The organism is Skermanella aerolata KACC 11604 (genome assembly GCF_000936425.1).
GTDB classification, from domain to species: domain Bacteria; phylum Pseudomonadota; class Alphaproteobacteria; order Azospirillales; family Azospirillaceae; genus Skermanella; species Skermanella aerolata.
On sequence record NZ_AVFK01000001.1, the window covers coordinates 634863 to 660533 of the forward strand.

A 25671-nucleotide genomic window follows, 5' to 3' on the forward strand; every position below is an offset into this window, starting at 1 on the left:
GACATGAAATTCACGTTCTCCGATCTGTCGCTGCCCCAGGCCGGCTCGATCGCCCTTCCGGTTCTGGCCGATCGGACGCTGACGAAAACCGGGACCGACCTGGATGCCAGGACAGGCGGCATCCTGACCCGAGCCATGGCCGCCAACAAGTTTTCCGGCAAGGCCGATGAAACCCTCACCATCGTCGCCCCCGGCGGCGTCGACCTGAACCACATCCTCCTGATCGGTCTCGGCAAGCCCGACCAGATCAAGGACACCACGGTACAGGATGCCGGTGGCGCCATTGTGGCGGCATTGGGCAAGAATGCGGCGGAAGTCTCCGTCGTGATCGACGACTTGCCCGGCAGCAGCTTGGCCCCCGCCCAGGTCGCGGCCGAAATCGCCTTCGGAGCGCTCCTGCGCTCCTACCGCTTCGACAAGTACCGCACCAAGGAGAAGCCGGAGGCGAAACCTGCTCTCCAGTCGATCGCCGTCCTATCCGGCGATGCGGCAGCAGCCCAGGACATCTTCGCCAAGCGCGAGGCGCTTGCCCATGGCATCTTCCTGGCCCGCGACGTCGTGTCGGAACCCGCCAACATCCTTTATCCCCGTACCTTCGCCGAGCGCTGCCGCGAGCTGACCGAAATCGGCGTCGAGGTCCAGGTGCTCGACCAGGAGCAGATGGCCAAGCTCGGCATGGGCGCCATCCTTGGCGTGGCGCAGGGCAGCGTCCAAGAGCCGTATCTGGTCGTCATGAAGTACGACGGCGATCCCGGAGCCGCCGACAAGCAGCCGGTCGCCTTCGTCGGCAAGGGCGTCACCTTCGATACCGGCGGCATCTCGATTAAGCCCGCCGCCGGCATGGAAGACATGAAGTGGGACATGGGCGGCGCCGGCGTCGTTCTCGGCCTGATGAAGGCGCTGGCCGGCCGCAAGGCGAAGGTCAACGCCGTCGGCGTGGTCGGATTGGTCGAGAACATGCCGTCGGGCAACGCCCAGCGTCCCGGCGACATCGTCACCAGCATGTCCGGCCAGACGATCGAGGTGCTGAACACCGACGCAGAAGGCCGCCTCGTTCTGGCCGATGCGCTGTGGTTCACCCAGGACACCTTCAAGCCGCGCGCCATGATCAATCTGGCGACCCTGACCGGCGCCATCATCGTGGCGCTGGGGACTGAGCATGCCGGCCTGTTCTCCAACAATGACGGGTTGTCGGAGCAATTGACGGCGGCAGGCCTGAAGGTCGGCGAGAAGCTGTGGCGGATGCCGATGAACGACGCCTACGACAAGGCGATCAACTCCGACGCCGCCGACGTCAAGAACATCGCCGGCAGCCGCGACGCCGGCAGCATCATCGGCGCCCAGTTCATCCAGCGCTTCGTCAACAATGTTCCCTGGGCTCACCTGGACATCGCGGGCGTGACCTGGGCCAAGAAGGACAGCGGTACCGTGCCGAAGGGCAGCACCGCGTTCGGCGTCCGCCTGCTCGACCGCTACGTCGCCGACGTGTTCGAGGGCTGACGGAAAGTCCTTGAACCGTAAGCCTGAACGAAAGGATTGCGCGGGGGCCGTGCTCCCGCGTAAACCGCCGTCATGACAGAGGTCCGCTTCTACCACCTCCAGCGCAAGACGCTGGAAGACGCCCTGCCGCAAATCCTGGAGAAGACCCTGGAGCGCGGCTGGCGGGCCGTCGTCATGGCCGGATCGGAGGAACGCGTCGAAGCGTTGACTCAGCACCTCTGGTCCTACAAGGAGTTCGGCTTCCTGCCGCACGGCAGCGCCCGCGACGGCGATGCCGAGCACCAGCCGATCTGGCTGACGACGGAGGACGAGAACCCCAACGCCGCGACCGTCCTGATCCTGACCGACAATGCCCTCTCGTCCCGGTTGGAGACCTTCACCCTCGTCTGCGAGATGTTCGACGGCAACGACTACGACGCCGTAACAGCCGCCCGAGCACGCTGGAAGACCTACAAGGCCGCCGGCCATGACCTGACCTACTGGCAGCAGACCGACCGGGGCGGCTGGGAGAAGAAGGCGTAAGCGCAGGCGCCGGTCAGTCGACCTTCACCGCCCGCCGCGACGGGCTGTCGCCCGAGGGCCAGACCCCCCGCTCGACGGCTTCCCGGCCCTGGAACACCAGGAAGCTCTGACGCCCGTAATGGGGCAGGGGGCGCATCAGTGCCTCAAGGGAGGCCTTGTCGTCCGCCGCAATCGCCAGAACGGTGGAGCCGGCGTCCGACCGTGCCGTCCAGACCCGCGCAGTACCCTTGCCCGCCAGCGACGCCGGCATCGGCGGAAGGCCCTGGTCGGCCAGCGCCTTGACGACGGCTTCCGTCGTGCCGACCACTGCAACCGGGCTCGTCCGGTAAACCGTTCCGCCCCGCGATCCCGCATCCATCAGCCGCTCCGCCAAAGCGCGGGCGGCGTCCTGCTCCGGTCCCGCGAACACCATGCGGGTCGTCGGATCGAGCGTCACGTCGCGCAGGATCGGGGGAGCTTCGCCCGGAGCCAGCCGGCGGAACAGCCGATAGTCCGGGTCGAGCGTGATCCATCGAGGTTCGGCATCGAGCTTCAGCGTTGCGACGGTCTGTGGTCCGGTCACCTCGACGTGGTGCCCGGTAGTCCCGGCGGCCGTTTCCACCATCAGCGGGACGGCGAGCCGGTAGAACGGCTGTCCCTGGCCGATCCGGACCGTCATCTCATAGGCGTCGCCCACCCGCTTGGCGGTGATGGTCTCAAGCTGCACGGACAGGGCACCCCGGCGCTCAACCCATTGCTGGAAAAAAGCTTCCAGGTCGGTTCCCGAAGCTTCCTCGAAGGCGCTTCGCAACTCCGCCCATCCTGCCCGCTTGAACCGATGGCGCTCCCAGAACAGTCGGATGCCGCGATCGAAGGCATCCTGCCCCAGCAGATCGTTCAGCATCAGGAACAGGTAGGCCGACTTGTTGTAGCCGACGATCTGTGCCGCGCCATGGACGCGCGCCTTGAAGTCCGCCAGCGTACCGTCCCGCTCCGGCGGCAAGGCGGCCACGTCGCGCAGCCATCCCAGCCGCATCTCGCGTGCGGCCTCGGGACTGCGCTCCTCCGTCAGGCCGTAATCGGCCATGTACGTCGTCAGCCCCTCCGACCAGTTGCCGGTTTCGTAATCGACCAGGACGCCGTTGCCCCACCAGTTATGCAGGATTTCATGGGGTAGGGACTGCCCGCGCATGAAGGGCAGCGGAAGTACCTGCCGGCCGATATAGGTCAGGCTTTCGAAGCCTAGCCCGACCGGCAGGGGCGCCGACAGGATCGAGAAGCTATCAAAGGGATATTGCCCGATCCGCTCCGAGAACCGCCTGATATAGCCTTCCGAAGCTTCCAGATAGTCGTCCGACAGCCTCTCCAGATCGGGTTCGAAATATGTCCGCAGCCGCAACCCGTCGGCCATGCGCTCCCGCACGTTCCACCGACCGGCAAACAGGGACGGTTCTTCCGACGCGCCGTTGAATGTGAAGACGGCGCGTCCAAGAGCCTCGTCCTCCAATCGGCCCGTCATAACCGGGCGGTACCCCTTGGGAACCGTGATCGCGACCCGGTAATCGGCGAGTCCCGGATCGTCAAAGCCGGGCAGCCAAGCCGTGCCGCCGGGTAGGTAGCTGCCGTCCTCCCCCGACCCCGGATCGGTACCCCCGAACGGACTTCCGCCGGAGTCCAATTCCGCCAGGACGCCCTCATACCGAATGACGAGCCGTTTGGGTCCGCGCCCACCGGTAGGGACACTCCAGCCCTCGGGTCCGCTGGACGGCGTGACCCGCACGCCATCGACTTCGACCAGCGACGGACGGAGAAGCCGCGAGAGCCGGAAACGCACCGTCTCTCCCGTCGCCTCCAGGTCGATTTCGTCCGTAACCTGAATGTGCCGGATAGTAGGCTCCAGGCGTACTTCGGCTTTGTGGCGCAGTGTACTCGCCGCTTCGGCGGATTCGCAGAAACCCCCACCGGGAACTGCTGCAAGCAGGGCGAGGCAGAGGAGTTTCGTTCTCATCGACTTCGCCCAACCCTCATCTCGTCACTCCCAGAACGGTTTCGCCTTCTCGAACTCGGCCCACTGATCGGGCAGTCCGTTGACGCGGCGCCGGGCATGGCGCTCCAGCCATTGGCACAACCCCTTGGCCGCCGTCCTCACGTCCTTCGAGGCATCGTCCACCAGAGCCTTCAACAGCTGGTTGGAGACATCGGCATCGTTCAAGTCGCCCAGACTCTCCTGAAGAGCCTCGACCTTCTCCAGATAGGGACGAACCGATCCCGCCGCATAGACTCCGCGAAAGAACTCAACGCCGTAGCGTAGCTTCTTGAAGCTGATCCGCAACCTGTGCCGCTGTTCGCCATCAATCTTCCGGATCTGCCGGCCTGCCTTGCGGAATTTCCGGTGCCGCTCGCCAAGCCACGCGCCGGCCATTTCCTGCAACGGCTTCGCCGCAGTTTCCAGGACATCCCGATCGGCGTCCTCCTGCCAGCGTCCCGATTCCAGCCAGCTTCCCAGCGCAAGCATCAAGGTCGTATATCGGGGCGAGTACAAGGCTTCGCTGGCGCGGGCGTGGGCCGAACGGCGGGAGGAGGAAATCGCCTGTCCCAGCCGACGGATCGCGTCGTCGTGTCCGTGCTTCTCTGCATAGGGCTGGAAGAAGCGATGATGCAGGATGTCCCAATCGCGCGCCGGTCCCAGGCGGTCCATCAGCCAACGCACCTCATCCTTCAGCGCCTTGACGTCCCCCGAAGCGATGATGTCGTCGAACAGGCCGAATGCCGACCGCAGCCGCCGCAAGGCCACCCGCATCTGGTGGATGCCTTCGTCGTTGCCGCCGGCCAGGACGCAGGCCTCGTTCGCCAGGACATGGCTCATGCAGTTCCGCACGATGTGGCGGAAGCCGTCCGCGACCGTGGCAGCCGGCGTCAGGCCCAGCGGCGAAGCCTTCGCGGGCTCGGGCATCCGTCCCGTCACAAGCGCGAAGCCTGCCAAAGCCTTGTTGTCCGCCGAGATCCGCATCGGCACGATCCGCTGAAGCTCGCGCGCCAGATCGAACAGGGCCGTCACCGGACCCGCTTTCAGTTCCAGCTCGATCTCGCTGATCGGCCGGTATGTCGTCCCCGCCCGGATCTCGCCGGTATCCAGTGCCACTTCGATGGCTGTCAGCGGATCGGGCCGCAGCACCAGGGTCGTGCGCTGAAAGTCGGTCGTGAACAAGGGCCGGATTTCCGGCAGCGCGTCCTGCGGCACCAGGTCCCGGATTCCGTCGAGCGTCAGCAGCGATATATCCGGGTCCTCGCCCGCGATCGGCCAATCCCACTCCCGCCTCACCGCCACGGCGGCGGCATCGCCCGAGTTGCCGCCGCCCAGCGTCTTCACGGTCTGGATATACTGCACCCCTTGCCGGCGCACCCGCAACGCCACCCCGAAGCTCGCCAGCCGCAGGTCGGGAGTGTCGAAATAGACCGTGTATAGCCGCGTGCTGGCCGCCGTACCCTGCTGAAGTCCGACCAGCGCCGGATGACGGGCCAGCCGCGCCAGATCGCTGGGCGCCACATGCAGCTTCAGTTCGATCTCGCGCCCCACCGTACCGGCGGAAGCCCGGACCTGCGGCGGCGGCATCAGGGCGGAAGCGTCGTGCTTGATCGGATGGGTGTTCTGTGACACTGGCTGCGGCGCCTCGCTGATCGTGCGTTCCGGTACCACGTGATAGCCGACCGCTCCGCCGCTCGTTAAGTTAATTTTTTTGGTATCAGGAAGCGGATCAGCGTTCCAGTCCGCGGCTCTATGTCGCTCCACCTCGTCACCGGGAACTCCAGCACCGCCAAAGCCGCCGTCGGGAACTTCGCCGCAAGGTTCCTCAAGTCTTCATCCGATCCGAAGCCGGCAAGGTCCTGGGCAAGGTGATGCAGGTCGGGGTTGTGTCCTACCAGCATCGCCGTCCTGACCTTGTCCGGCAGCAGGCGCAGCCGGTCCAGCAGCGCTTTCTCCCCGGTAAGGTAAAGCCCCCGCTCCTGGTGGACCGGCATTTCCAGCGCGTGGCCGTCCAATTGCGCCGTGACGAGTTCCAGCGTGTCCACCGCGCGCCGCGCCGTCGAACACAGGATGCAGTCGGCCCGGAAGCCGTCCAGCCGAAGCTGCCGTCCGATCAGAGTCGCGGATTTGGCGCCCCTCGGCGCCAGCGGGCGGTCATGGTCGGACAGCGTCGCATCGTTCCAGGCTGATTTCCCGTGCCGCAAAAGGTATAATGTCTTCATGGTCTTGACGCAGGCTCCGTCGTCTCGATCTAAGCCCGTATGAACGGGCGTGGCCCATGCTTGTTGTAAATTCTGTCGGCCGCCATCCGTTCGCTTGCCAAAGCGTAACCGAAACCCGCTATCCTTGACCATTCCTCATCACGCCCCGTAACCAGAGGCAGCCGTGACCAGCGCGCAAGAGATCGAGTTCCCCCAGGTCGACCCGTCGTCATCCCCGGACCGGTTCATCAACCGAGAACTCTCGTGGCTCGCCTTCAACCAGCGTGTGCTCGAAGAGTCGGCGAACCACGCTCACCCGCTGCTCGAGCGCCTTCGCTTCCTGTCCATCTCGGCGAGCAACCTGGACGAATTCTATATGGTTCGCGTCGCGGGCCTGAAGGCGCAGGTGCGCGCCGGCGTGACGACGCTGTCGGATGACAACCTGTCGCCCAACCAACAGCTGGCTGCCGTCAATCAGCGGGTGATCGAGCTGATGCGCGATCAGCAGAACGGCTGGCGCACGCTACGCCAGGATCTCCGCGAAGCCGGCATCACCGTGGTCGACCCCAGCGAGCTGACCGACAGCGAGATCGACTGGCTGGAAACCCGCTTTCTGGAAGAGATCTTTCCGATCCTGACGCCGATTGCGGTGGATCCGGCCCATCCGTTCCCGTTCATCCCCAATCTCGGCTTCAGCCTCGCCCTCCAGCTCTATAATCCCGACCGCAGCCAGAACCTCGACGCGCTGCTGCCGATGCCGTCCCAACTCGAGCGCTTCATCCGGCTGCCAGGCAACGACGTCCGCTTCGTGCTGCTCGAGCAGTTCGTCCTGCTGTTCCTCGACCGCATCTTCCCGGCCCCCTTCAAGCTGACAGGCCACGGCGTCTTCCGCATCCTGCGCGACAGCGAGATGGAAATCGACGAAGAGGCGGAAGACCTCGTCCGCACCTTCGAAAGCGCCCTCAAGCGCCGCCGCCGCGGCAGCGTGATCAGGCTTGCGGTCAACATCGGCATGGCGCCCGACCTGCGGGAGTTCCTGCGCAACCAGCTCCACGTCTCCAGCGACGACGTCTTCGTGCTGGAAGGCCTGATCGGCCTGTCCGACACCAAGCAGCTCATCGTGGAGGAGCGACCCGACCTCGTCTTCCCGCCCTACAACGCCCGCTTCCCCGAACGCATCCGTGACTTCGGCGGCGACTGCTTCGCCGCGATCCGGCACAAGGACATCGTCGTCCACCACCCGTACGAGAGCTTCGACGTGGTGGTCCAGTTCCTCCGGCAAGCGGCGCGCGACCCGGCGGTCGTCGCGATCAAGCAGACGCTGTATCGCACCAGCAAGAACTCCCCCATCGTGGCCGCCCTGATCGAAGCCGCCGAGGCCGGCAAGACCGTCACCGCCATGGTGGAACTGAAGGCGCGGTTCGACGAGGAAGCCAACATCCAGTGGGCACGCGACCTGGAGCGCGCCGGCGCCCAGGTCGTCTATGGGTTCGTCGATCTGAAGACCCACGCCAAGGTATCGCTGGTGGTCCGGCGCGAGACCAAGGGCCTGCGCAGCTACGTCCATTTCGGCACCGGCAACTACCATCCGATCACCGCAAAGGTCTATACGGACCTGTCGTTCTTCACCTGCGACCCGGCGCTCTGCCACGACGCGGCCTTCATGTTCAACTACATGACCGGCTATGCTACGCCTAAGTCATTGGAGAAGATCGCGATAGCGCCGCTTGGGATGCGCGACAAGCTGGTCGAGATGATCGAGCGGGAAATAGCCTTCGCCAAGGCCAAGAAGCCTGCCCATATCTGGCTCAAGCTGAACTCGCTTGTCGATCCGCAACTGATCGACAAGCTCTACAAGGCGTCGGCCCACGGCGTCCGGATCGACATGATCATCCGGGGCATCTGCTGCCTGCGTCCCGGCGTGCCGGGATTGTCGGACAACATCCGGGTCAAGAGCATCGTCGGCCGTTTCCTCGAACACGGGCGCGTAATCTGCTTCGGCAACGGCCACAGCTTGCCGTCGCCCGAAGCGAAGGTCTATATCTCCTCCGCCGACTGGATGCCGAGGAACCTCGACCGCCGGATCGAAACCCTGGTGCCGATCGAGAACCCGACCGTCCATCAGCAGATCCTCGACCAGATCATGGTCGCCAACCTCAAGGACGAGGCGCAAAGCTGGTATCTGGCATCCGACGGCGTTTATCACCGTGCGGTGCGCGACAAGGACGCCTTCAGCGCCCACACCTACTTCATGACCAATCCGAGCCTGTCCGGCCGCGGCAGCGCTACGTCGGGGGCTCGTATTCCTCCCCGGCTGGTTCTGCAAACGCGTTAGCCGACACTCGACGCAACACGACAAAGGCCCGGTGACTACTTCATCATGACCTTAACTCTTCAACGGCGTTCGTCGATCGAGGCCCGCGCGACCAGCAGGGTCGCCGTCATCGATATCGGGTCCAACTCGATCAGACTCGTTGTCTATGACGAACTGAACCGGTCGCCGGTGCCCCTGTTCAACGAGAAGATCATGTGCGGCCTTGGCCGGACGGTCGAAAAGACCGGCCGGCTGAATCCGGAAGGCGTCACCTTGGCGCTCGACAACATAGACCGCTTCGCCCGCCTGATCGACGGCATGGATGTCGGACAGGTGGAGGTGCTGGCGACCGCCGCCGTCCGCGACGCGTCCGACGGTGCGGCCTTCGTCTCGGCCATCGAGCAGCGCACCGGCCTGACTGTCCGCACCATAGCGGGCGAGGAGGAAGCGCGCCTGTCCGCCCTTGGCGTCCTCTCCGGCACGCCGGGCGCCGACGGCCTGATGGGCGATCTTGGCGGCGGCAGCCTGGAACTGGTCGGCCTTGACCGCGGCGTCATCGGACCGCAGGTGACCATGCCGCTGGGTCCGCTCCGTTTGCTCGAATCCTGCGGCGGCAAGGTTTCCAACGCCAACCGCATCATCGATCAGCACCTTGAAGCCCTGCCATGGCTGTCCGGCCATAGAGACCGCCCGTTCTATCCCGTCGGCGGAAGCTGGCGCGCGCTTGCCAAGCTGCACATGGAACAGGTCGGCCACCCTCTGCATATCATCCATCACTACTGCGTACCCGGCGCGCAGATGCGCGACTTCGCCGGCGTGATCGCCCGGCAAAGCCGGTCGTCGCTCGACAAGATGTCCAGCGTCTCGCGACGTCGTTCCGATACGCTCCCCTTCGCGGCCTTGGCGATGGAACGGCTTCTGCGCCACGTCCAGCCCTCGATGGTCGTGTTCTCCGCTCATGGCCTGCGCGAAGGGCTGCTGTTCGACATGCTCAGCCCGGAGATCCAGCGTCAGGACCCGCTGGTCAGTTCCTGCGCCTCGCTCGCCAAGCGGATCGGCCGCTTTGCCCAGGGCGAAATCATGGCGGGATGGACCACCTCCCTTTTCGCGGGAGAAGACGAATCAGCCGGCCGCCTGCGCCGCGCCGCCTGCCTGCTCAGCGACCTCGGCTGGTCCGAGCACCCCGATTACCGGGCCGAACATGCCTATCTCCGCGTTCTCCGCATGCCGTTCGCCGGCATCGACCACGACGAACGCGCCTTCCTGGCGCTGACGCTCTACATCCGCTACGGCGGACGGATGGAAGATCCCCATGTCGCCATGGCCCGCAGCCTGCTCGACAGCGCCAACGCGGCCAAGGCCAATATCCTGGGACTGACCTTGCGCCTGGGCCAGACGCTGACCGGCGGCGTGGTGACGATGCTTCAACGGACCGCCTTGAGTCTGGACGAGGAAACGCTGTACCTGATCCTCCCGGAAGACGTCCGAGCCCTGATCGGCGACACCGTCCAGCGCCGTCTCGACTCCGTCGCCAAAAGCCTCAATCGGCGCGGCGCCATCGTGTCGAGATCGTAGTTTCACAGAGGGATGTCGGGCTGAAGAGGCCCGACCTACGACTCGACCACGCGTCGGCATCAGCGTTTCACGCTGGCGTCACCCGTAGGTCGGGCCTCTTCAGCCCGACACCTAACTTTCCACACACACATCAATCTTCATTTCCCCCTCAGTCCGCCGCCTTGTCCTCCTCCAGCGGCACCAACTGAACCCGCTTGTCCTGGATAGCCAGCGCCAGCCGTCCGTGTTTCAGGGCCAAGGCCGCCTCGCCGAACAACTCTCGCCGCCAGCCCTTGAGGGCAGGAACCGGAGCCTCGTCGTCAGCCGCGATGGCTTCCAGATCGCCGGAGTTAGCGACCAGTTTGCTGGCGACCTGCTCGTCCTCGCATTTCATCTTCAGAAGAACGCGAAGCAGTTCCACGATCGGCGTCAGGCCCGGCGGCAGCTCCACCCTCGGCTCGCCCGTCGGGCATTCCGCCACCGGCGTCGCGATACCGCGCTCGACGGCGGCCAGCATCTCGGTTCCCCAGCGCCCTTCCGCGACGCTGCGCCCCAGCCCGCGCGTTCGGGCAAGGTCGTCCACCGTTGTCGGAGCGTGCGACGCGATCTCCAGCAGCGCCTCGTCCCGTAGGATGCGGGAGCGCGGCAGGTCCTTCCGCTGAGCTTCCCGCTCGCGCCAAGCCGCAATCTCCTTGAGGATCGCCAGGAAGCGGGGCTTGTCGGTCCGTACCTTCAGGCGCTTCCACGACTCTTCCGGTTCGATCCGGTATGTCGCCGGGTCGGTCAGAACAGCGACCTCCTCCTCAAGCCAGTGCTCCCGGCCGGTCCGCGCCAGCTTGCGCTTCAGCTTTTCATAGGCCGGCCGCAGATGGGTCACGTCGGACAGCGCGTAGACCAGCTGACGCTCGGTCAGCGGCCGTGCCGACCAGTCAGTGAAGCGCGACGACTTGTCCACGCGGGCGCCCGCCAGCCGGGAGATCAGCGTCTCGTAGCCGACGCTGTCGCCGAAGCCGCAGACCATCGCCGCGATCTGGGTGTCGAACAGCGGCTTTGGCACGTCGCCAGTCAGGTTGTAGAAGATTTCCACATCCTGCCGGGCGGCATGGAAGACCTTCAGCACCCCCGGATCGGCCATCAGCCGGAAAAGCGGGGCGAGATCGATGCCGTCCGCCAGCGGATCGACCGCTGCGGCTTCTTCGGGACCGGCGATCTGGACAAGGCACAGCTTGGGCCAGAACGTCTTCTCCCGCATGAATTCGGTATCGACGGTGATATATTCCGCCGCTTTCAGGCGCTCGCAGAACGCTTCCAGGTCGGCTGTGGTCGAGATCAGGTTCATAATACACTCATACAACACCGGAGGGCTGCGGAAAAGCGGGGCTGCTTAAACTTGACAATCACCTTGCATCCATGTGCTTCTGCGCCCAAAAACACCAATCTGGTGACCCCCAGGCCGAACCGCCGCCGGACCCCATCGTGTCACGGTGGCCATAACTGTTATTTCAAGGTGCGCCCCTAATGCATCCCTACCGGACCCATACCTGCGGTGCCCTGCGCGATACCGATGCCGGCAAGATCGTCCGCGTTTCAGGCTGGATCAACCGCAAGCGCGACCATGGCCAGCTGCTGTTCATCGATCTGCGCGACCATTACGGTCTGACCCAGGTCGTCGTCGACAGCTCCAACCCGCTGTTCAAGGTGGTCGAGGGTCTGCGGCTGGAATCCGTCATCACCGTCACCGGCAAGGTTGTCGAGCGCACGCCCGAGACCACCAACGACAAGTTGCCCACCGGCAGGATCGAAGTCCAACTCCAGGAGCTATCGGTGCAGAGCGCCGCCGACCCGCTGCCGCTCCAGGTCAACAGCGATGCCGATGCCGGTGAGGAAATCCGCCTACGCTACCGCTTCCTGGACCTCCGGCGCGAGAAGATGCAGCAGAACATCCTGCTGCGCTCCAAGGTCATCTCCTCGGTCCGCCGCCGCATGATCGAGCAAGGCTTCAACGAGTTCCAGACGCCGATCCTGACCGCCAGCAGCCCGGAGGGTGCTCGCGACTTCCTCGTCCCCAGCCGCATGCATCCCGGCAAGTTCTACGCCCTGCCGCAGGCGCCGCAGCAGTTCAAGCAGCTCCTGATGATGGCGGGCTACGACCGCTACTTCCAGATCGCCCCCTGCTTCCGGGACGAGGACAGCCGCGCCGACCGCAGCCCCGGAGAATTCTACCAGCTCGATTTCGAGATGTCCTTCGTCACCCAGGAAGACGTCTTCGCCGCGATCGAACCCGTGCTGCACGGCATCTTCGACGAGTTCGGTGGCTTCCGCCGCCCTGCCAAGCCGGACATCACGCCGTACCCGTTCCCGCGCATCCCCTATGCCGAATCGATGCTGAAATACGGCAACGACAAGCCGGACCTGCGCAACCCGCTGGTCATCACCGACGTGACCTCGGTGTTCGAGCGCGACGATGTCGAGTTCAAGGCCTTCAAGTCGGTGATCGCCAAGGGCGGCGTCGTCCGCGCAATCCGTGCCCCGAAGGTCGGCGACCGGCCGCGCAGCTTCTTCGACAAGCTGAACGACTGGGCCAAGGGCATGGGCGCCCCAGGTCTCGGTTACATCCTGTTCGAAGCCGCCGGCGGCAAGGGTCCGATCGCCAAGTTCGTGCCGGAAGCGGCACAAGCGGCATTGCGCGAAGCGGCCGGCCTGGATGTCGGCGACGCCGTGTTCTTCGTCTGCGACCAGCCCGCCGCAGCCGCCAAGCTGACCGGTTTCGCCCGCACCAAGATCGCCGAAGACCTCGACATCGTCGAGAAGAACGCCTTCCGCTTCTGCTGGATCGTCGATTTCCCGATGTACGAGCGCGACGAGGAAACCGGCAAGATCGACTTCAGCCACAACCCGTTCTCGATGCCCCAGGGCGGCTTGGACGCGCTGGAAAACCAGGACCCGCTGACGATCAACGCCTACCAGTACGACATCGTCTGCAACGGCATCGAACTGTCGTCGGGCGCCATCCGGAACCACCTTCCGGAAGTCATGTACAAGGCCTTCGCGATCGCCGGCTACCCGCCGGAAGAGCTGGAAGCCCGCTTCGGCGGTATGCTGTCGGCGATGAAGCTCGGCGCCCCGCCGCACGGCGGCTCCGCCCCCGGCATCGACCGCATCGTCATGCTGCTGGCGGACGAGCCGAACATCCGCGAGGTCATCGTCTTCCCGCTCAACCAGCGCGCCGAAGACCTCCTGATGCAGGCCCCGGCCCCCGTGCCGGCGGAACGCCTCAAGGAGCTGTCGATCAAGCTCGACCTGCCGAAGCCGAAGGTCACGGCGCCGCAAGGCGCTCCCGCGACCCCGGAAGGCACGGTCTCGCCGAAGGGCGCGTAAACCATCGACAAATGCCGGACTTAAGATCCCCGACCTGCAAAGAGCACGCTCACGTAGGTCGGGCCTCTTCAGCCCGACATCTAACGCTCCCGATCAGCACCCGCCGATCACTTTGAATTCAACCCGCCGGTCGAGCGCGTCTGTCGCATCGTCGCGTCCCGTGCCGATCAGGTTGTCGCGCGATCCCATGCCGTTGGCGATGGTCCGCGCCGTCAGCGCCGGTTCTTCCTGGCCAAGGCGCGTCTTGACATATTCCGCCCGCAGCAGCGACAGCCGGTCGTTCAGCGGAGCCGGGCCGGTCGGGCTGGTATGGCCGGCGACCTCCAGGCATGACGGGCTGCGGACGGCACGCTCGGCGATCTCGTCCAGCCAGCGGTCGTAGTCGCCGCTCACCGGGGAGTCCGAGACGAACGCCGTCGATCCCGGACGGAACAGGAACTTGACCGCCAGCCTGTTGTTGCGCAGCCCGTAATCGACGATGTCGCCGAACGCCTGTGCCGCGTCGTCGCGCAGGCCCAGCTTCAGGTTGGCCAGATAGAGCCCGTTATAAGCCCGCAACTGGTCGCCCGCCCGTGTCTGAACCGCTGCCCTGTAAAGGTCCAATGCTTCTTCGTAGCGGCCCGCGTCGTAGGCTTCGATGGCGTCGCTGACCAGGGCGGCGGTCAAGATTCCGTCCAGGTAACCGGCGGCGATGGGATCTCCGACCTTGGTTCCCTGGCAGGTGGTGATATAGCCTTCCGTCGCCTTGTCGTTCGTCCAGGTCGGGCTGTCCTGGAAGAACGGCGTGGGCGTCGTGTCCACTCCCTCCATCCGTGCGCGGGCAACGCCCTTGGAGACGGTCCGGCCCGACTTCAGGTCGGCCAGCACCAGGCAGAACCGATAGGCTTCCCGCATGCCGGCCGTCTTGCCCTCCTTGCTGACCGGGGTGAAGGTCCCCACCAGGACCAGCGGTGCTGCCGCGACGTTCTCGCTGGTGAAGGGCTTGATCTCGAACTGGGGATACTGCTGCCCGACCAGTTCGGTGATCCTCTTTTGGATCGCTCGCGTCGCCGCCGACTGTGATCCCGTCATGCCGTCCACCAGCGGGTCTATCACGACAGGGTATCGTCCCGACGGCCCAGGAGGCGGCAGCGTCTGACTGGTGAACACCGTGGCCGTCGCCTTCGCCACCGCTTCGTCGAACGGCACCGGCTCGACCAGCGGGGCAGGGGCGGGAGGAACGGCGGTAGTGCCGGGAATTGCTACGGCGGCGGCAGGCGGCGGTGTTACGGCCGGCGCCTGGGTGTTGCCTTGGGGACCGGCGCAGCCGCTTAGCACCAGTGCGGATAGCATCAAAAGCTTGAAGCTATCACGACACAAGCTGGTGCCCGGCAAAAGATCGGAGAAGCCGTCAACAGTTGTTCCGAAGAAACGACTTATCCGCATCGGTTAAACCCTCGCCAAGTTGCGCACGTTCCATAATAGTGGCACAGCGCGGTTCCTTGGCTCCAGACACTCTCTCGCGCAATTTGGTTTGTCTTTGGAGTATCGTATCCTTGGCTAAAGGGACATCGCTTTCAATGGATACGATCGCGGGGGTGGGCGTCGTCGTCGCCGTGGGCTTCCGGGGAGGTGCCGGCGGCGGTAAAGCCGGTGCCGGCTCGGCAGCCGGGATCTCCGGCGTATTCGGCAGGGCCGCGACTTCCGGCTTCCCGCGGTCCCCCGACCCTTGAAGGCGGCGCAATGCCTCTCCCGCATGCGGGCCGTCCGGAAAGTACTTCAGATACAGCAGCATATCGGCAGGTTCCGTGCTGCTCTCCAGCGCCTGCCAGAATAGCGCTTCCCGCTCCGGCGCGTTGCCTGGCGCAGGTGCCCTGGTACCGCTGACGTCGCTCGGCGGGATCAGGTAGAACGGATCGCCACCGAGCGAACCGTAGGTGAACGGCGTCTGTCGTCCCGCCGTCGCCTCGAACACGCTGTCGCGGACGCGGCCGAACAGCAGGTTGATCTCCAGCCCCGGCGTTTCCAGGTGCTTCAGCAGCGCCGTGGTGTATGGACTGTGACTGTCGCTGCCGTCGTCCGCCAGGGCATTGGCCGCCGTCGCATAGGCAACCAGAGTGTCGCGCCCGACATTTCCAACCTGGGCCAGACCTTCCGAAACCTGAAGCGCCCGCGTGGTTCCGCCGGCCCGCGCGATCCGAGCGGCAAACGGGTTGTCGCGGCAGGCGTCCAGGATGACGATCCGCAGGTCGCGTGCCGGTTCCGCTTCCCGCAGGATCATGTCGAGCGAGATCGCGTCATACGCTAGATCGCGTTCTCGCTGGACCTTGGCATCGACCGGCAGGAAATAGTTGGTCCCCTGCATCTGCAAGCCGTGGCCGGCATAGAAGACCACGGCGACCGAAGCCTTTTCCGCCGCCCGCCCGAAGGTCTTCAGCTTTTCCGCCATCGCCGTGAAGCTCAGATCGTATCCTTCGACGACCGAGAATCCGATCCGCTTCAGCGCCGCCGTCACGGCGCGCGCATCGTTGACCGGGTTCGGCAACTCGGCCACATTCTCGTACCTGCCGTTGCCGATGACCAGGGCAAGCCTGTCGCCGGCTGCCGGCATTCCGGACGCGCCGAATGCCGGCCCGGCCAGAACCTGACCTAGGAGAATGAAGGCGGCGGCGACCACGGCGGCGAACCTCGACACAGCCAACTCCCGCATCGTTGCGATGGGTCAAGGTTAACAGTTTCGGCGAAATCCAGGAATGATCCTGTTCACTTCTTCACTGGTCATTTCTTCCCGACGATGCCGTCGATCACCAGCCCAGTCAGCAGCCGGCCGCCCCTCACCGCCTGCCGCGCCACCTCCGATATCCCGCCGCCCTTGCCGGCCAGCCGCAGCAGCCGGATGAGCTGGCCCTGCCGGGCCTCGTCCAGCCGGGCGGCCACAGCGGCCCATAAGGCGTCCACGTTGTAGAGCGCTCCCGCGTCCAGCCGTACGGGAACCACGTCGTCCGGCCCGACGCCCAGCGCCTCCGCCGTCGCATCGACCGCTCCCCGGATCGCCTCGGCCTTGCGTCCCGACGGCGCCGCGATGTCGTAGGGAGGCGTCCACTCGGTGAAGGGCCGCAGCCGGTCGATATGCGACAGCGCCACCAGCACCGGCGGCGCCTTCAGGCTCGGGTGCGCGGCGAAATGGGCGCGCACTGCGTCCAGCAGGCGCCGGTCCAGGTCCCTGGCTCCGTCGTTGGCGGCAGCCGCCCACAGGATCAGGTCGCAGGCCTGCGCGATCTCTGTCAGCTTCGGGATCGCCGCTTCGCGGTCCAGTCCAGCGCAGTCGATCAGTTCAAGTTCCGGCCGGTCGCCAGTTCCGCCGACCGCATGGCTGGTCGCCCCATCGCCCACCGGCAGAACGTCGACCGCCGCGACCACCTCGCCGCACAGCGCGTTGACGAGGCTGGACTTGCCCGCATTGACCTTGCCGCCGACCATGATCCGCAACGGTAGCGGTCCAGCCGCCGACGGCGCCACCGCAGCCGGCTGCAACCCCGCCAACTCGTCCAGATCGGCGCGCAGCCGCCCGCTGTAGAGGTTGATCGCCTCCCGCCCGATTTCCTCGATCACTATCCGGGCGATCCGGTCCAGCATCAGGCTGGACAGCCCAGCCGCCGCGAAACCGCGCACCCGCTGGTTCAACTCGGCCGCCAGCGCCTGTACCGGGTTGATCGTCATCCGCCCGATCCGCCAAGGCCCGGAGAACATGCCGGCCGCTGCCGCGACCGACTGCTTGGCCCGGTAGAGCCGCATCACGTTGTCGAGGCGGATGCTGCGGGAGCCGGGCACCGCCTCGACCGTCAGCGTCCGTGTCCGCTCCGCCACCCGTTCCGCCAGCAGCAGCGCTTCCGGCAGCGTGAAGTGCCAGACCGCCTCCGTCCGGTCGGGCCAGTAGTGCCGCGCCACGTCCTCCATGACAGCGCCGGCGACCGCCATCAGCGAATGCTGGTCCATCAGCATCGCGCCGGAAGCCCGCCGCGCGAAGCCCTGCACCCGCTGCCACGCGATCTTGTCCGCCGGCGTCCATTCCGCCTCGGGCGGCGTGTCGTCCGAAGCCTCGTTCCCGCTCCCGTTCCCACTTCCGTTTGCGCCTGAAAGCGGCCGCGCCGCGCGCCGGAACAGCACGCCCGCCGCCACGAAGCAGGCCGAACCTCCGACCAGCCAGACGCCCAGTTCCTCCCGCTGCCACAGCCATGCAAGTCCCAGCGGAACCAGCGCCGCGAAGGGCAGGGCGCCCAGCGCCATCGCCGCCGCCCATAGCAGCCGCCGAGGCCCGACGATGCGCTTCATGTGCTGGAAGTCCCGTCCTTGGAAAACATGCGGCTCGCCTTGGCAGCACCTGTCGCCTCCGTCATGGCGCGGCGAAACTCGGCCGCCACCGCTTCGGCGTCGAACTCGTTCCCCGCCCGCCGCGTCGTCAGGTACAGCACGGCGGCATGCCCCAGCCCGTATGTCGTGGCAAAGCTTGCGATACCGGCGGCGGCTCCCCCGATCAGCGTTCCGTATCCCGGCACCAGCTTGACCAGTTGGCGCACGCCGAACTGCGCGCCGAAGCGCAGCAGGGCGCCGGCGCCCAGGCAGCCGGAGAACTCCGCCAGCGTCGTCCGCGTCCAGGTCACGCCCAGGATGCCGGCAAGGCTGTGCAGCATCTTGCCCTGGACGACCGGTACGGCCAGCGCTCCGGCCACCGGCAGCGTGTCGATCGCTCCCGCCGTCGCGGCATAGCCCCAGACATGCGACAACGCGCGTCCGGCCCCCGGCCCGCCGGCGTCTTTCAGGCTGCGCCGCGCCATGGAGACGACGCCATTGGTCGACGCCGCCTCCAGCGCAGACCACAGCGCGTCGACGCCGTAGTCCTCCGGCTCCAGCCCGTCGCCCGCCTGCGTGAAGTCGATCGGCACGAACGAAACGGCGCCGCTGCCCGGCAACGCCTTGAACGCCGCCCGCTGCGCCGCGAGGCTGCGGTCCAGCGCATCCCCTCCGATCCGCATCCCGCCCAGGAACGGGTAGGGCAGGGGATGCGGTTTTCCGGGATAGGCATCGTGCAGGGTGGTCTGGGCGACCACCACCGGCCAGTCCGGATGACGCCGCCGCACCTGGACCAGTGCTTCGAGCACCGCCGGCGGCACCGGCCCGACGGCCTTCACGACAGCCAGCACCAGATGCGCCTGACTCTCGCACAGCGCCAGATCCTCGGACGGATCGTAGGCAACTTCTCCCAATCCTCGAGTATCGAGGAACCGGATGACCGGCGCTTCCGGCGGAAATTCGTAGACCCGCGCCGTCGCGGTGCAGGGACGGTAGCCGGTTCCGACCTCCGCCTCGGTGCTGCCGGTCAGCGTTCCGACGATCGAGCTCTTGCCGGTCCCGACCATGCCCAGCAGCCAGATCACCGGCGCCTTGGCCCGCGCTTCCTCGGCGACTTTGATGTCGCCGGCCGGATCGGGCCTGGGGTTCAGCACGGTGTCGTAGACGTCGCGCCACCAGCCCGACAACTGCTCTCCAGTCCGATTGAGGAACGTCAACATGGGAGCCATCCGCTGTGATCGGCGAGCAAGAGTGGTACAAGACATGGTGCTTGCACGCAAGTTTGCCGTAAAGACGCTAATAGGATGAAAATCTTAAGAATGCACGTGTTATACCGGTTCCGCCGAAACAGCAGCCGCCCCGAAACCCGCCACCAACCCCACGTTGTCCGTGATGACATTCGATTACATTCACCTACGGGAAGGGAGATGTCGTCATCCCAGCCGCAAAATGACCGCCGGCCTTGTGCCTTCCTGCGATCTCACGTGTTACCTGCATTAGTTCAGCGCCCTCGCGAGATTCTCAGTCCCGCCGCGCCGACCCGACAACCATACCGCCAAGCCCGAATTAAACGGGCGCCCAGATCCTTGCAACAGCCCGAGATACCATGATCGATCGCAGCGACCGCCTCTGGTATAAGGATGCCGTCATTTACCAGCTCCACGTGAAGGCTTTCTTCGATGCCGATAATGACGGCATCGGCGACTTCGCGGGACTGTCCCGAAAGCTCGACTACCTTCAGGAACTCGGTGTCACGGCACTGTGGTTGTTGCCCTTCTATCCGTCGCCGCTGCGCGACGACGGGTATGACATCGGCGATTACCGCAACGTCAATCCGTCCTATGGCAACATGCGCGACTTCCGGCAGTTCGTTCGCGAATGCCATGACCGCGGCATGCGAGTCATCACGGAACTGGTCATCAACCACACCTCCGACCAGCACCCCTGGTTCCAGCGTGCCCGCAACGCCAAGCCAGGCTCCAACCATCGCGACTTCTACGTCTGGAGCGACAACGACCAGAAGTACCAGGGCACCCGGATCATTTTCCTCGATACCGAGAAGTCGAACTGGACCTGGGACCCCGTCGCCAAGTCGTATTTCTGGCACCGCTTCTACTCGCACCAGCCGGACCTGAACTTCGACAATCCGGCCGTGATGCGCGAAGTGCTGAGCGTGCTGCGCTACTGGCTGGAAATGGGCGTCGACGGTCTCCGGCTCGACGCCGTGCCCTACCTGATCGAGCGCGAGGGCACCAACAACGAGAACCTGAGCGAGACGCACGACGTCCTCAAGAAGATCCGCGCCGCCGTGGACGAAGGTTACTCCGACCGCATGCTGCTGGCGGAGGCCAACCAGTGGCCGGAAGACGTGCTGCCCTATTTCGGCGACCTGTCCAAGGGCGGCGACGAATGCCACATGGCGTTCCACTTCCCGCTGATGCCGCGCATGTACATGGCGATAGCGCAGGAAGACCGGCACCCGGTCACCGACATCATGCGCCAGACGCCGGAGATCCCGGAGACCTGCCAGTGGGCCGTCTTCCTGCGCAACCACGACGAGTTGACGCTGGAGATGGTCACCGACAAGGAGCGGGACTACCTCTGGAACTTCTACGCCAAGGACCGGCGCATGCGGATCAACCTCGGCATCCGCCGCAGGCTGGCTCCGCTGATGGACAACGACCGCCGCAAGATCGAGTTGCTGAACAGCCTGCTGTTCTCCATGCCCGGCACGCCGGTCGTCTATTACGGCGACGAGATCGGGATGGGCGACAACGTCTATCTCGGCGACCGCGACGGCGTCCGCACGCCGATGCAGTGGTCGCCCGACCGTAACGGCGGCTTCTCCCGCGCCGACCCCGCCCGCCTCTACCTGCCGGCGGTCGCGGATTCGATCTACGGCTTCGACGCCGTCAACGTCGAAGCGCAGGAGCGCAGCCCGTCGTCGCTGCTCAACTGGATGAAGCGCCTGATCGCGGTGCGCCAGCAGCAGAAGAGCTTCGGTCGCGGCACCCTTCGCTTCCTCTACCCCGGCAACCGCAAGGTGCTGGCCTATGTGCGCGAGCATGAAGGCGAAGTTATCCTGTGCGTCGCCAACCTGTCGCGCTCGGCCCAGGCGGTCGAGCTCGACCTGTCGCGCCACAAGAACTGCGTGCCGGTCGAGCTGCTCGGCCGCAGCACCTTCCCGCCGATCGGCGACCTGCCCTACCTGCTGACCCTGCCGGCCTACGGCTTCTACTGGTTCGGCCTGACCAACACCGCCGAACAGCCGGCCTGGCACGAGCAGGTTCCGGAAGCCATGCCGGAGTTCGTGACGCTGGTCGTCACCGACGCGTGGCGCAATGTCAATGGCCGCGCCGCGACCGAGTTCGCCCACGAGGTCCTGCCCAACTACCTGCCGAAGCAGCGCTGGTTCGGCGCCAAGGACGAGGTCATCAACTCGACCCGAGTCCACATGACGGCCGAGCTGACGGGCAGGGGCGACGGCTTCATGCTCGGCATCATGGACGTGACGCTTTCCGGCGTGGACGAGCCGCAGCAATACTTCATGCCGCTGGCGGTATCGTGGGACGAGAACGCCGCGACCCCGGCGTCCCCGCTGCTGCCCTACACGATGGCCCGCGCCCGGCGCGGCCCGCGTCTCGGCGGCCTCTACGACGCGATGCAGTCCGATCACTTCCTGCTCGCCGCCATCGATGCGATCCGCCAGGGCCACTCGATCAAGTCCAACTTGGGCACGATCGAGTTCAAGTCGACCCAGCGGATGGCCGAAGTCGAACTGCCGGACGACGCGGAAATCCGCCGTCTCGGTGTCGAGCAAAGCAACACGTCCGTTTTGGTCGGCGACCTGATGGTGGTCAAGGCTTACCGCAAGCTGGTGCGCGGCGAGCATCCGGAGCTGGAAATCGGCCGCTTCCTGACCGAAGTGGCGGACTACCGCAACACCCCGGCGTTGCTGGGCGCCGTCCAGCATGTCGAGGACGGCGGTGCCACCACGGCGCTGATGATCGTCCAGGCCTTCGTCCGCAATCAGGGCGACGGCTGGACCTATACCCTCGACCAGCTCGTCCGTTACCTGGACGAAATCCGGCTCGGCGGTTCGGCGGCGGACACCCCGGCCGGGGATTCGACCGAGGAAATGGCGTTCTACCTGTCGCTCGCCGGCACGCTCGGCCAGCGGACGGCGGAACTCCACCGCGCGCTCGCGGTCGAAAGCGGCGATCCGGCTTTCGAGCCGGAGCCGGTGACCGAAGAAGACACTGGCCGCTGGGTCGAAGACGCCAAGGCGCAGGCCGATCGCGCCTTCGCCAGCCTGGAGCAGGCCAGCGCCAAGCTGACCGGCGAAGACCATGACGAGGTCGAAGCCCTGCTGGCCCGCCGCCAGGAATGCCTGGACCTTATCGGCTCGCTCATCGCCGGGGGTGTCACGGCGTCCAAGACGCGCTATCATGGCGACTATCACCTGGGGCAGGTGCTCAAGGCGCAGAACGACTGGTTCATCATCGACTTCGAGGGTGAGCCGGCCAAGTCGCTGGATCAGCGTCGCGCCAAGCATTCGCCCCTCAAGGACGTGGCCGGAATGCTTCGGTCCTTCAACTACGCGGCTTGGGCCGCGGTGAAGCGGGTCGAGGACCTTCAGGCCGATGCCGGTCCGAAGGTAATGGGATCAGCGCTGGAATGGGAGCAAAGGTCAGCCGACACCTTCCTGAGCGCCTATCACGACGCGATTGCGGGTTGCTCCAGCTATCCCGCCGATCAGGACGTTGCAAAACGCCTGCTCGACCTGTTCACCCTGGAGAAGGCGTTGTACGAAATCGCTTACGAGTCCGCCAACCGGCCGGCTTGGCTGGGCATCCCGATCAAGGGGGTGACCGGCATTCTCGACGCCCATGCCGCCAGCCCACAGACCGGGGAAGTTTGATGACTGCCAACATCCAGAACCCCACCAAGACCGAATCCACCGCTGAATCCATCAATGCGGAAGCCCTGCGCCAGGAAATCGAAGCGGTTGTGCGGGCGGAGCACGGCGATCCGTTCGGCATCCTGGGAATGCACACCGACGGCCCCGACGGGGCCGTCACCGTCCGGACCTTCATCCCCGAAGCGCGCAAGATTACGCTGATTGACGTCGGCACGAACGAGCCGGTCGCGGAGCTGGAGAAGGTCCACTCAGACGGCTTCTGGTCGGTTACGCTGAACGACCGCAAGACCATGTTCCGCTACCGGTTCCGGATCGACTTCGCGACCCATACCGGCGAGTTCTCCGACGCCTACAGCTTCCCGCCGGTGCTGGGCCAGCTCGACGTTCACCTCCTGGCCGAAGGCACTCATCTCCGCAGCTTCGAGCGGCTGGGCGCCCATCCGCAGGAGATGGAAGGCATCGCGGGAACCGCCTTCGCGGTCTGGGCTCCCAACGCCACGCGCGTCTCCGTGATCGGCGATTTCTGCAACTGGGATGGTCGCCGGCTACCGATGCGGAAGCGTCACGAATGCGGCGTTTGGGAACTCTTCGTCCCCCATGTCGCCCGTGGCGACCGCTACAAGTACGAGATCAAGGGACCGTCCGGCAACCTCCTGCCGCAGAAGGCCGACCCCTACGCCTTCCAGGCCGAACTGCCGCCCCATACCGCTTCTGTCGTCCACGGCCTCAACAGCCATCCCTGGAGCGATCAGGACTGGCTGCGCGACCGTGCCCGGACCGACTGGCGGGCCAAACCCGTCTCGATCTACGAATGCCACATCAGCTCATGGCGTCGTCCCGATGGGGAAGGGGGCAACCGCTACCTGACCTATGACGAGCTGGCCGACCAGCTTGTGCCCTACGTCAAGGACATGGGCTACACCCATATCGAGCTTCTGCCGATCACCGAGTTCCCGTTCGACGGTTCCTGGGGCTACCAGCCGATCGGCATGTTCGCGCCGACCAGCCGCCACGGCGACCCGGAAGGCTTCTCCCGCTTCGTCGAGCGCTGCCACCGCGAGGGCATCGGCCTGCTGCTGGACTGGGTCCCTGGCCACTTCCCGACGGATCAGCACGGTTTGGGCCTCTTCGACGGCACCCACCTTTACGAGCACGCCGACCCGCGCCAGGGCTTCCACCAGGACTGGAACACCCTGATTTACAATTTCGGTCGCCGCGAGGTCTCCAGCTTCCTGCTCGGCAGCGCGCTCTACTGGATGGACCAATTCCATTTCGACGGCATCCGCGTCGATGCCGTGGCCTCCATGCTGTATCTCGACTACAGCCGTCAGGCCGACCAGTGGGTGCCCAACCAGTACGGCGGCAACGAGAACCTGGAAGCGGTCGCTTTCCTCAAGCGCATGAACGAGCTGGTCTACGGCAACCACCCCGGCGCCATGACCGTAGCCGAGGAATCGACCTCGTGGCCCGGCGTCTCGCGCCCGGTCTACCTGGGCGGCCTGGGCTTCGGCTTCAAATGGAACATGGGCTGGATGCACGACACGCTCAGCTTCATGTCCAAGGACCCGATCCATCGCCGGTATCATCACCACTCGATGACCTTCGGCATGATCTACGCCTTCAGCGAGAATTTCGTCCTACCGCTGAGCCATGACGAGGTCGTCCACGGCAAGGGCTCCCTGCTCAACAAGATGCCGGGCGACCGCTGGCAGAAATTCGCCAACCTGCGGGCCTATTACGGCTTCATGTGGACCCATCCCGGCAAGAAGCTGCTCTTCATGGGCGGCGAGTTCGCCCAGGAACTCGAATGGAACCATAACAAGGGCCTCGACTGGCACCTGCTGGAAGACGGCAACCACCAGGGCATCCAGACGCTGGTCCGCGACCTAAACCACCTCTACAAGGACACGCCGGCCCTCCACGAACTCGACAACGAACCCGCAGGGTTCGAGTGGATCGAGGCCAACGACAGCGACAACAGCGTCTTCGCGTTCCTGCGCTACGGCAAGGACCGCGAGCACCCGATCGTTTCCGTCAGCAACTTCACCCCGCTCCCGCGCGAAGGCTACCGCGTCGGCGTCCCGGCCCCCGGCTTCTACCGTGAGCGCCTGAACACCGACGCCGGCATCTACGGCGGCAGCGACGTCGGCAACAACGGCGGAGTGGAGGCGGAAGAATTCCCCCACCACGGCCGGCCCTACTCGATCCTGCTTCGGGTGCCGCCGCTGGGGACTTTGATCCTGGAACGTCAGTAACATCGGACGGATCGACCCCGGTTACAGGAAACCGGGGTCGATCAATTTACGGTATAAAATCCTATAAATCTCTTTATAACTATCGCAAAAGCCTCAAACATCTGATACATTGTCCGCATCAGTTGATTTCGACTTATTAAGGCATCAGACGGCGAGGCGACACGTGGGCAATCAGTACGACATCTTCTTCAGCTACGCCCACACGTACCAGAAAGCGGTAAAACCGCTTCTGGCTGCTCTCGCCGTCAAAGGCATAAAGGTTTTCCACGACGAAACCGAAATGCCGTAATCGATCGAATGAAGGCGGCTGTTGCCATCCGCAACCATCCAAAATTGTTGCACCTGATGGCTCACGCTCGCGCCTTGTCCGTGCGTCCGCTGCACGTGGCAACCGCCACAATTCTGTTGTCGCCTGGCCGCTAACGCTTGCTTATTTGAGGAAAGCTGAGGCGGCGCGAGCGCTTATTGAAGAGGCATTGCCTATTGCACTTGGGAAGTACGGAATGGAACCCAATTTTTCGAAGGCATTGCTGAATACTGCCGCCTATTTGAGCGTGCCCCTCCTGCCCAACGCGTTGCCCTAATCATGAGTTTTCCTCGGCCCTTGCAGTCCGCATTGGCAGTTACCTTGATGCCGACAATCAGCGCAGCCCTATGGAACGTCCCACCCTCACCCTCCCCCCCCCTCTCCC

Annotated in this window: 15 protein-coding genes; 7 read left to right on the forward strand and 8 right to left on the reverse strand. The window is 65.1% G+C overall.

Annotated features, from left to right (window positions below; all coding sequences use genetic code 11):
• Nucleotides 1-3 precede the first annotated feature (3 nt).
• On the forward strand, nt 4-1500 hold the full coding sequence (locus tag N826_RS02870; protein ID WP_044425762.1) for a leucyl aminopeptidase: 1497 nt from the start codon (nt 4-6) through the stop codon (nt 1498-1500).
• Between the two features lie 72 nt (nt 1501-1572).
• Nucleotides 1573-2022, forward strand: a complete 450-nt coding sequence (locus N826_RS02875) for a DNA polymerase III subunit chi (protein ID WP_044425763.1) — start codon at nt 1573-1575, stop codon at nt 2020-2022.
• 13 nt (nt 2023-2035) lie between these two features.
• Here N826_RS02875 and N826_RS02880 read toward each other — a convergent pair whose 3' ends face one another.
• The 3 genes from N826_RS02880 to N826_RS02890 form a co-directional block, all read right to left on the reverse strand.
• A complete protein-coding gene (locus N826_RS02880) occupies nt 2036-4009 on the reverse strand; it encodes a M1 family metallopeptidase (protein WP_044425764.1) in 1974 nt (657 codons plus the stop codon).
• 24 nt (nt 4010-4033) lie between these two features.
• Nucleotides 4034-5659, reverse strand: a complete 1626-nt coding sequence (locus N826_RS02885; protein WP_147039972.1) for a CYTH and CHAD domain-containing protein — start codon at nt 5657-5659, stop codon at nt 4034-4036.
• Between the two features lie 65 nt (nt 5660-5724).
• The gene (locus tag N826_RS02890; RefSeq protein WP_044425765.1) at nt 5725-6249 is read right to left on the reverse strand and encodes a SixA phosphatase family protein; all 525 of its coding nucleotides are present in this window, start codon (nt 6247-6249) and stop codon (nt 5725-5727) included.
• A 163-nt stretch (nt 6250-6412) separates the two neighbouring features.
• On the opposite strand from N826_RS02890, the gene N826_RS02895 reads away from it, so the two are divergent.
• Together N826_RS02895 and N826_RS02900 are read left to right on the forward strand one after the other, a co-directional pair.
• The gene (locus tag N826_RS02895) at nt 6413-8563 is read left to right on the forward strand and encodes an RNA degradosome polyphosphate kinase (RefSeq protein ID WP_044425766.1); all 2151 of its coding nucleotides are present in this window, start codon (nt 6413-6415) and stop codon (nt 8561-8563) included.
• A gap of 45 nt (nt 8564-8608) precedes the next feature.
• Complete coding sequence (locus tag N826_RS02900; RefSeq protein WP_044425767.1) at nt 8609-10117, forward strand: Ppx/GppA family phosphatase; 1509 nt, start codon at nt 8609-8611, stop codon at nt 10115-10117.
• 148 nt (nt 10118-10265) lie between these two features.
• On the opposite strand, the gene rnd is transcribed toward N826_RS02900, so the two are convergent.
• Nucleotides 10266-11435: a ribonuclease D gene (gene rnd / locus N826_RS02905; protein WP_044425768.1), complete on the reverse strand. Its 1170-nt coding sequence runs from the start codon at nt 11433-11435 to the stop codon at nt 10266-10268.
• A 179-nt stretch (nt 11436-11614) separates the two neighbouring features.
• Between rnd and aspS the strand changes: the two genes are divergently transcribed.
• Nucleotides 11615-13474 carry an aspartate--tRNA ligase gene (gene aspS / locus N826_RS02910; RefSeq protein ID WP_044425769.1) on the forward strand — a complete coding sequence of 620 codons (1860 nt, stop codon included), beginning with the start codon at nt 11615-11617 and terminating at the stop codon, nt 13472-13474.
• A 93-nt stretch (nt 13475-13567) separates the two neighbouring features.
• On the opposite strand, the gene N826_RS02915 is transcribed toward aspS, so the two are convergent.
• The 4 genes from N826_RS02915 to N826_RS02930 form a co-directional block, all read right to left on the reverse strand.
• Nucleotides 13568-14806: an OmpA family protein gene (locus tag N826_RS02915; RefSeq protein ID WP_044425770.1), complete on the reverse strand. Its 1239-nt coding sequence runs from the start codon at nt 14804-14806 to the stop codon at nt 13568-13570.
• A gap of 58 nt (nt 14807-14864) precedes the next feature.
• Nucleotides 14865-16148 carry a caspase family protein gene (locus N826_RS02920; RefSeq protein WP_169789277.1) on the reverse strand — a complete coding sequence of 428 codons (1284 nt, stop codon included), beginning with the start codon at nt 16146-16148 and terminating at the stop codon, nt 14865-14867.
• 83 nt (nt 16149-16231) lie between these two features.
• Entirely contained in the window at nt 16232-17785 is a 1554-nt protein-coding gene (locus tag N826_RS02925; protein ID WP_044425771.1) for a GTPase family protein, read from the reverse strand.
• The gene (locus N826_RS02930) at nt 17782-19023 is read right to left on the reverse strand and encodes a YcjF family protein (protein WP_044425772.1); all 1242 of its coding nucleotides are present in this window, start codon (nt 19021-19023) and stop codon (nt 17782-17784) included. Before N826_RS02930 ends, N826_RS02925 begins: the two co-directional genes overlap by 4 nt.
• A gap of 386 nt (nt 19024-19409) precedes the next feature.
• Between N826_RS02930 and treS the strand changes: the two genes are divergently transcribed.
• Entirely contained in the window at nt 19410-22724 is a 3315-nt protein-coding gene (gene treS / locus N826_RS02935; protein WP_044425773.1) for a maltose alpha-D-glucosyltransferase, read from the forward strand.
• Nucleotides 22725-22774: 50 nt separating this feature from the next.
• The gene (glgB, locus tag N826_RS02940) at nt 22775-24979 is read left to right on the forward strand and encodes a 1,4-alpha-glucan branching protein GlgB (RefSeq protein WP_044425912.1); all 2205 of its coding nucleotides are present in this window, start codon (nt 22775-22777) and stop codon (nt 24977-24979) included.
• Nucleotides 24980-25671 lie beyond the last annotated feature (692 nt).

Excerpts from the sequence above, each read along its gene's own strand:
- N826_RS02925 (WP_044425771.1), bottom strand. The coding sequence starts at position 17,785 with ATGAAGCGCATCGTCGGGCCTCGGCGGCTGCTATGGGCGGCGGCGATG.
- N826_RS02875 (WP_044425763.1), top strand. The coding sequence starts at position 1,573 with ATGACAGAGGTCCGCTTCTACCACCTCCAGCGCAAGACGCTGGAAGAC.
- rnd (WP_044425768.1), bottom strand. The coding sequence starts at position 11,435 with ATGAACCTGATCTCGACCACAGCCGACCTGGAAGCGTTCTGCGAGCGC.
- aspS (WP_044425769.1), top strand. The coding sequence starts at position 11,615 with ATGCATCCCTACCGGACCCATACCTGCGGTGCCCTGCGCGATACCGAT.
- treS (WP_044425773.1), top strand. The coding sequence starts at position 19,410 with ATGATCGATCGCAGCGACCGCCTCTGGTATAAGGATGCCGTCATTTAC.
- N826_RS02930 (WP_044425772.1), bottom strand. The coding sequence starts at position 19,023 with ATGTTGACGTTCCTCAATCGGACTGGAGAGCAGTTGTCGGGCTGGTGG.
- N826_RS02870 (WP_044425762.1), top strand. The coding sequence starts at position 4 with ATGAAATTCACGTTCTCCGATCTGTCGCTGCCCCAGGCCGGCTCGATC.
- N826_RS02890 (WP_044425765.1), bottom strand. The coding sequence starts at position 6,249 with ATGAAGACATTATACCTTTTGCGGCACGGGAAATCAGCCTGGAACGAT.
- N826_RS02880 (WP_044425764.1), bottom strand. The coding sequence starts at position 4,009 with ATGAGAACGAAACTCCTCTGCCTCGCCCTGCTTGCAGCAGTTCCCGGT.
- N826_RS02915 (WP_044425770.1), bottom strand. The coding sequence starts at position 14,806 with ATGCTATCCGCACTGGTGCTAAGCGGCTGCGCCGGTCCCCAAGGCAAC.
- N826_RS02900 (WP_044425767.1), top strand. The coding sequence starts at position 8,609 with ATGACCTTAACTCTTCAACGGCGTTCGTCGATCGAGGCCCGCGCGACC.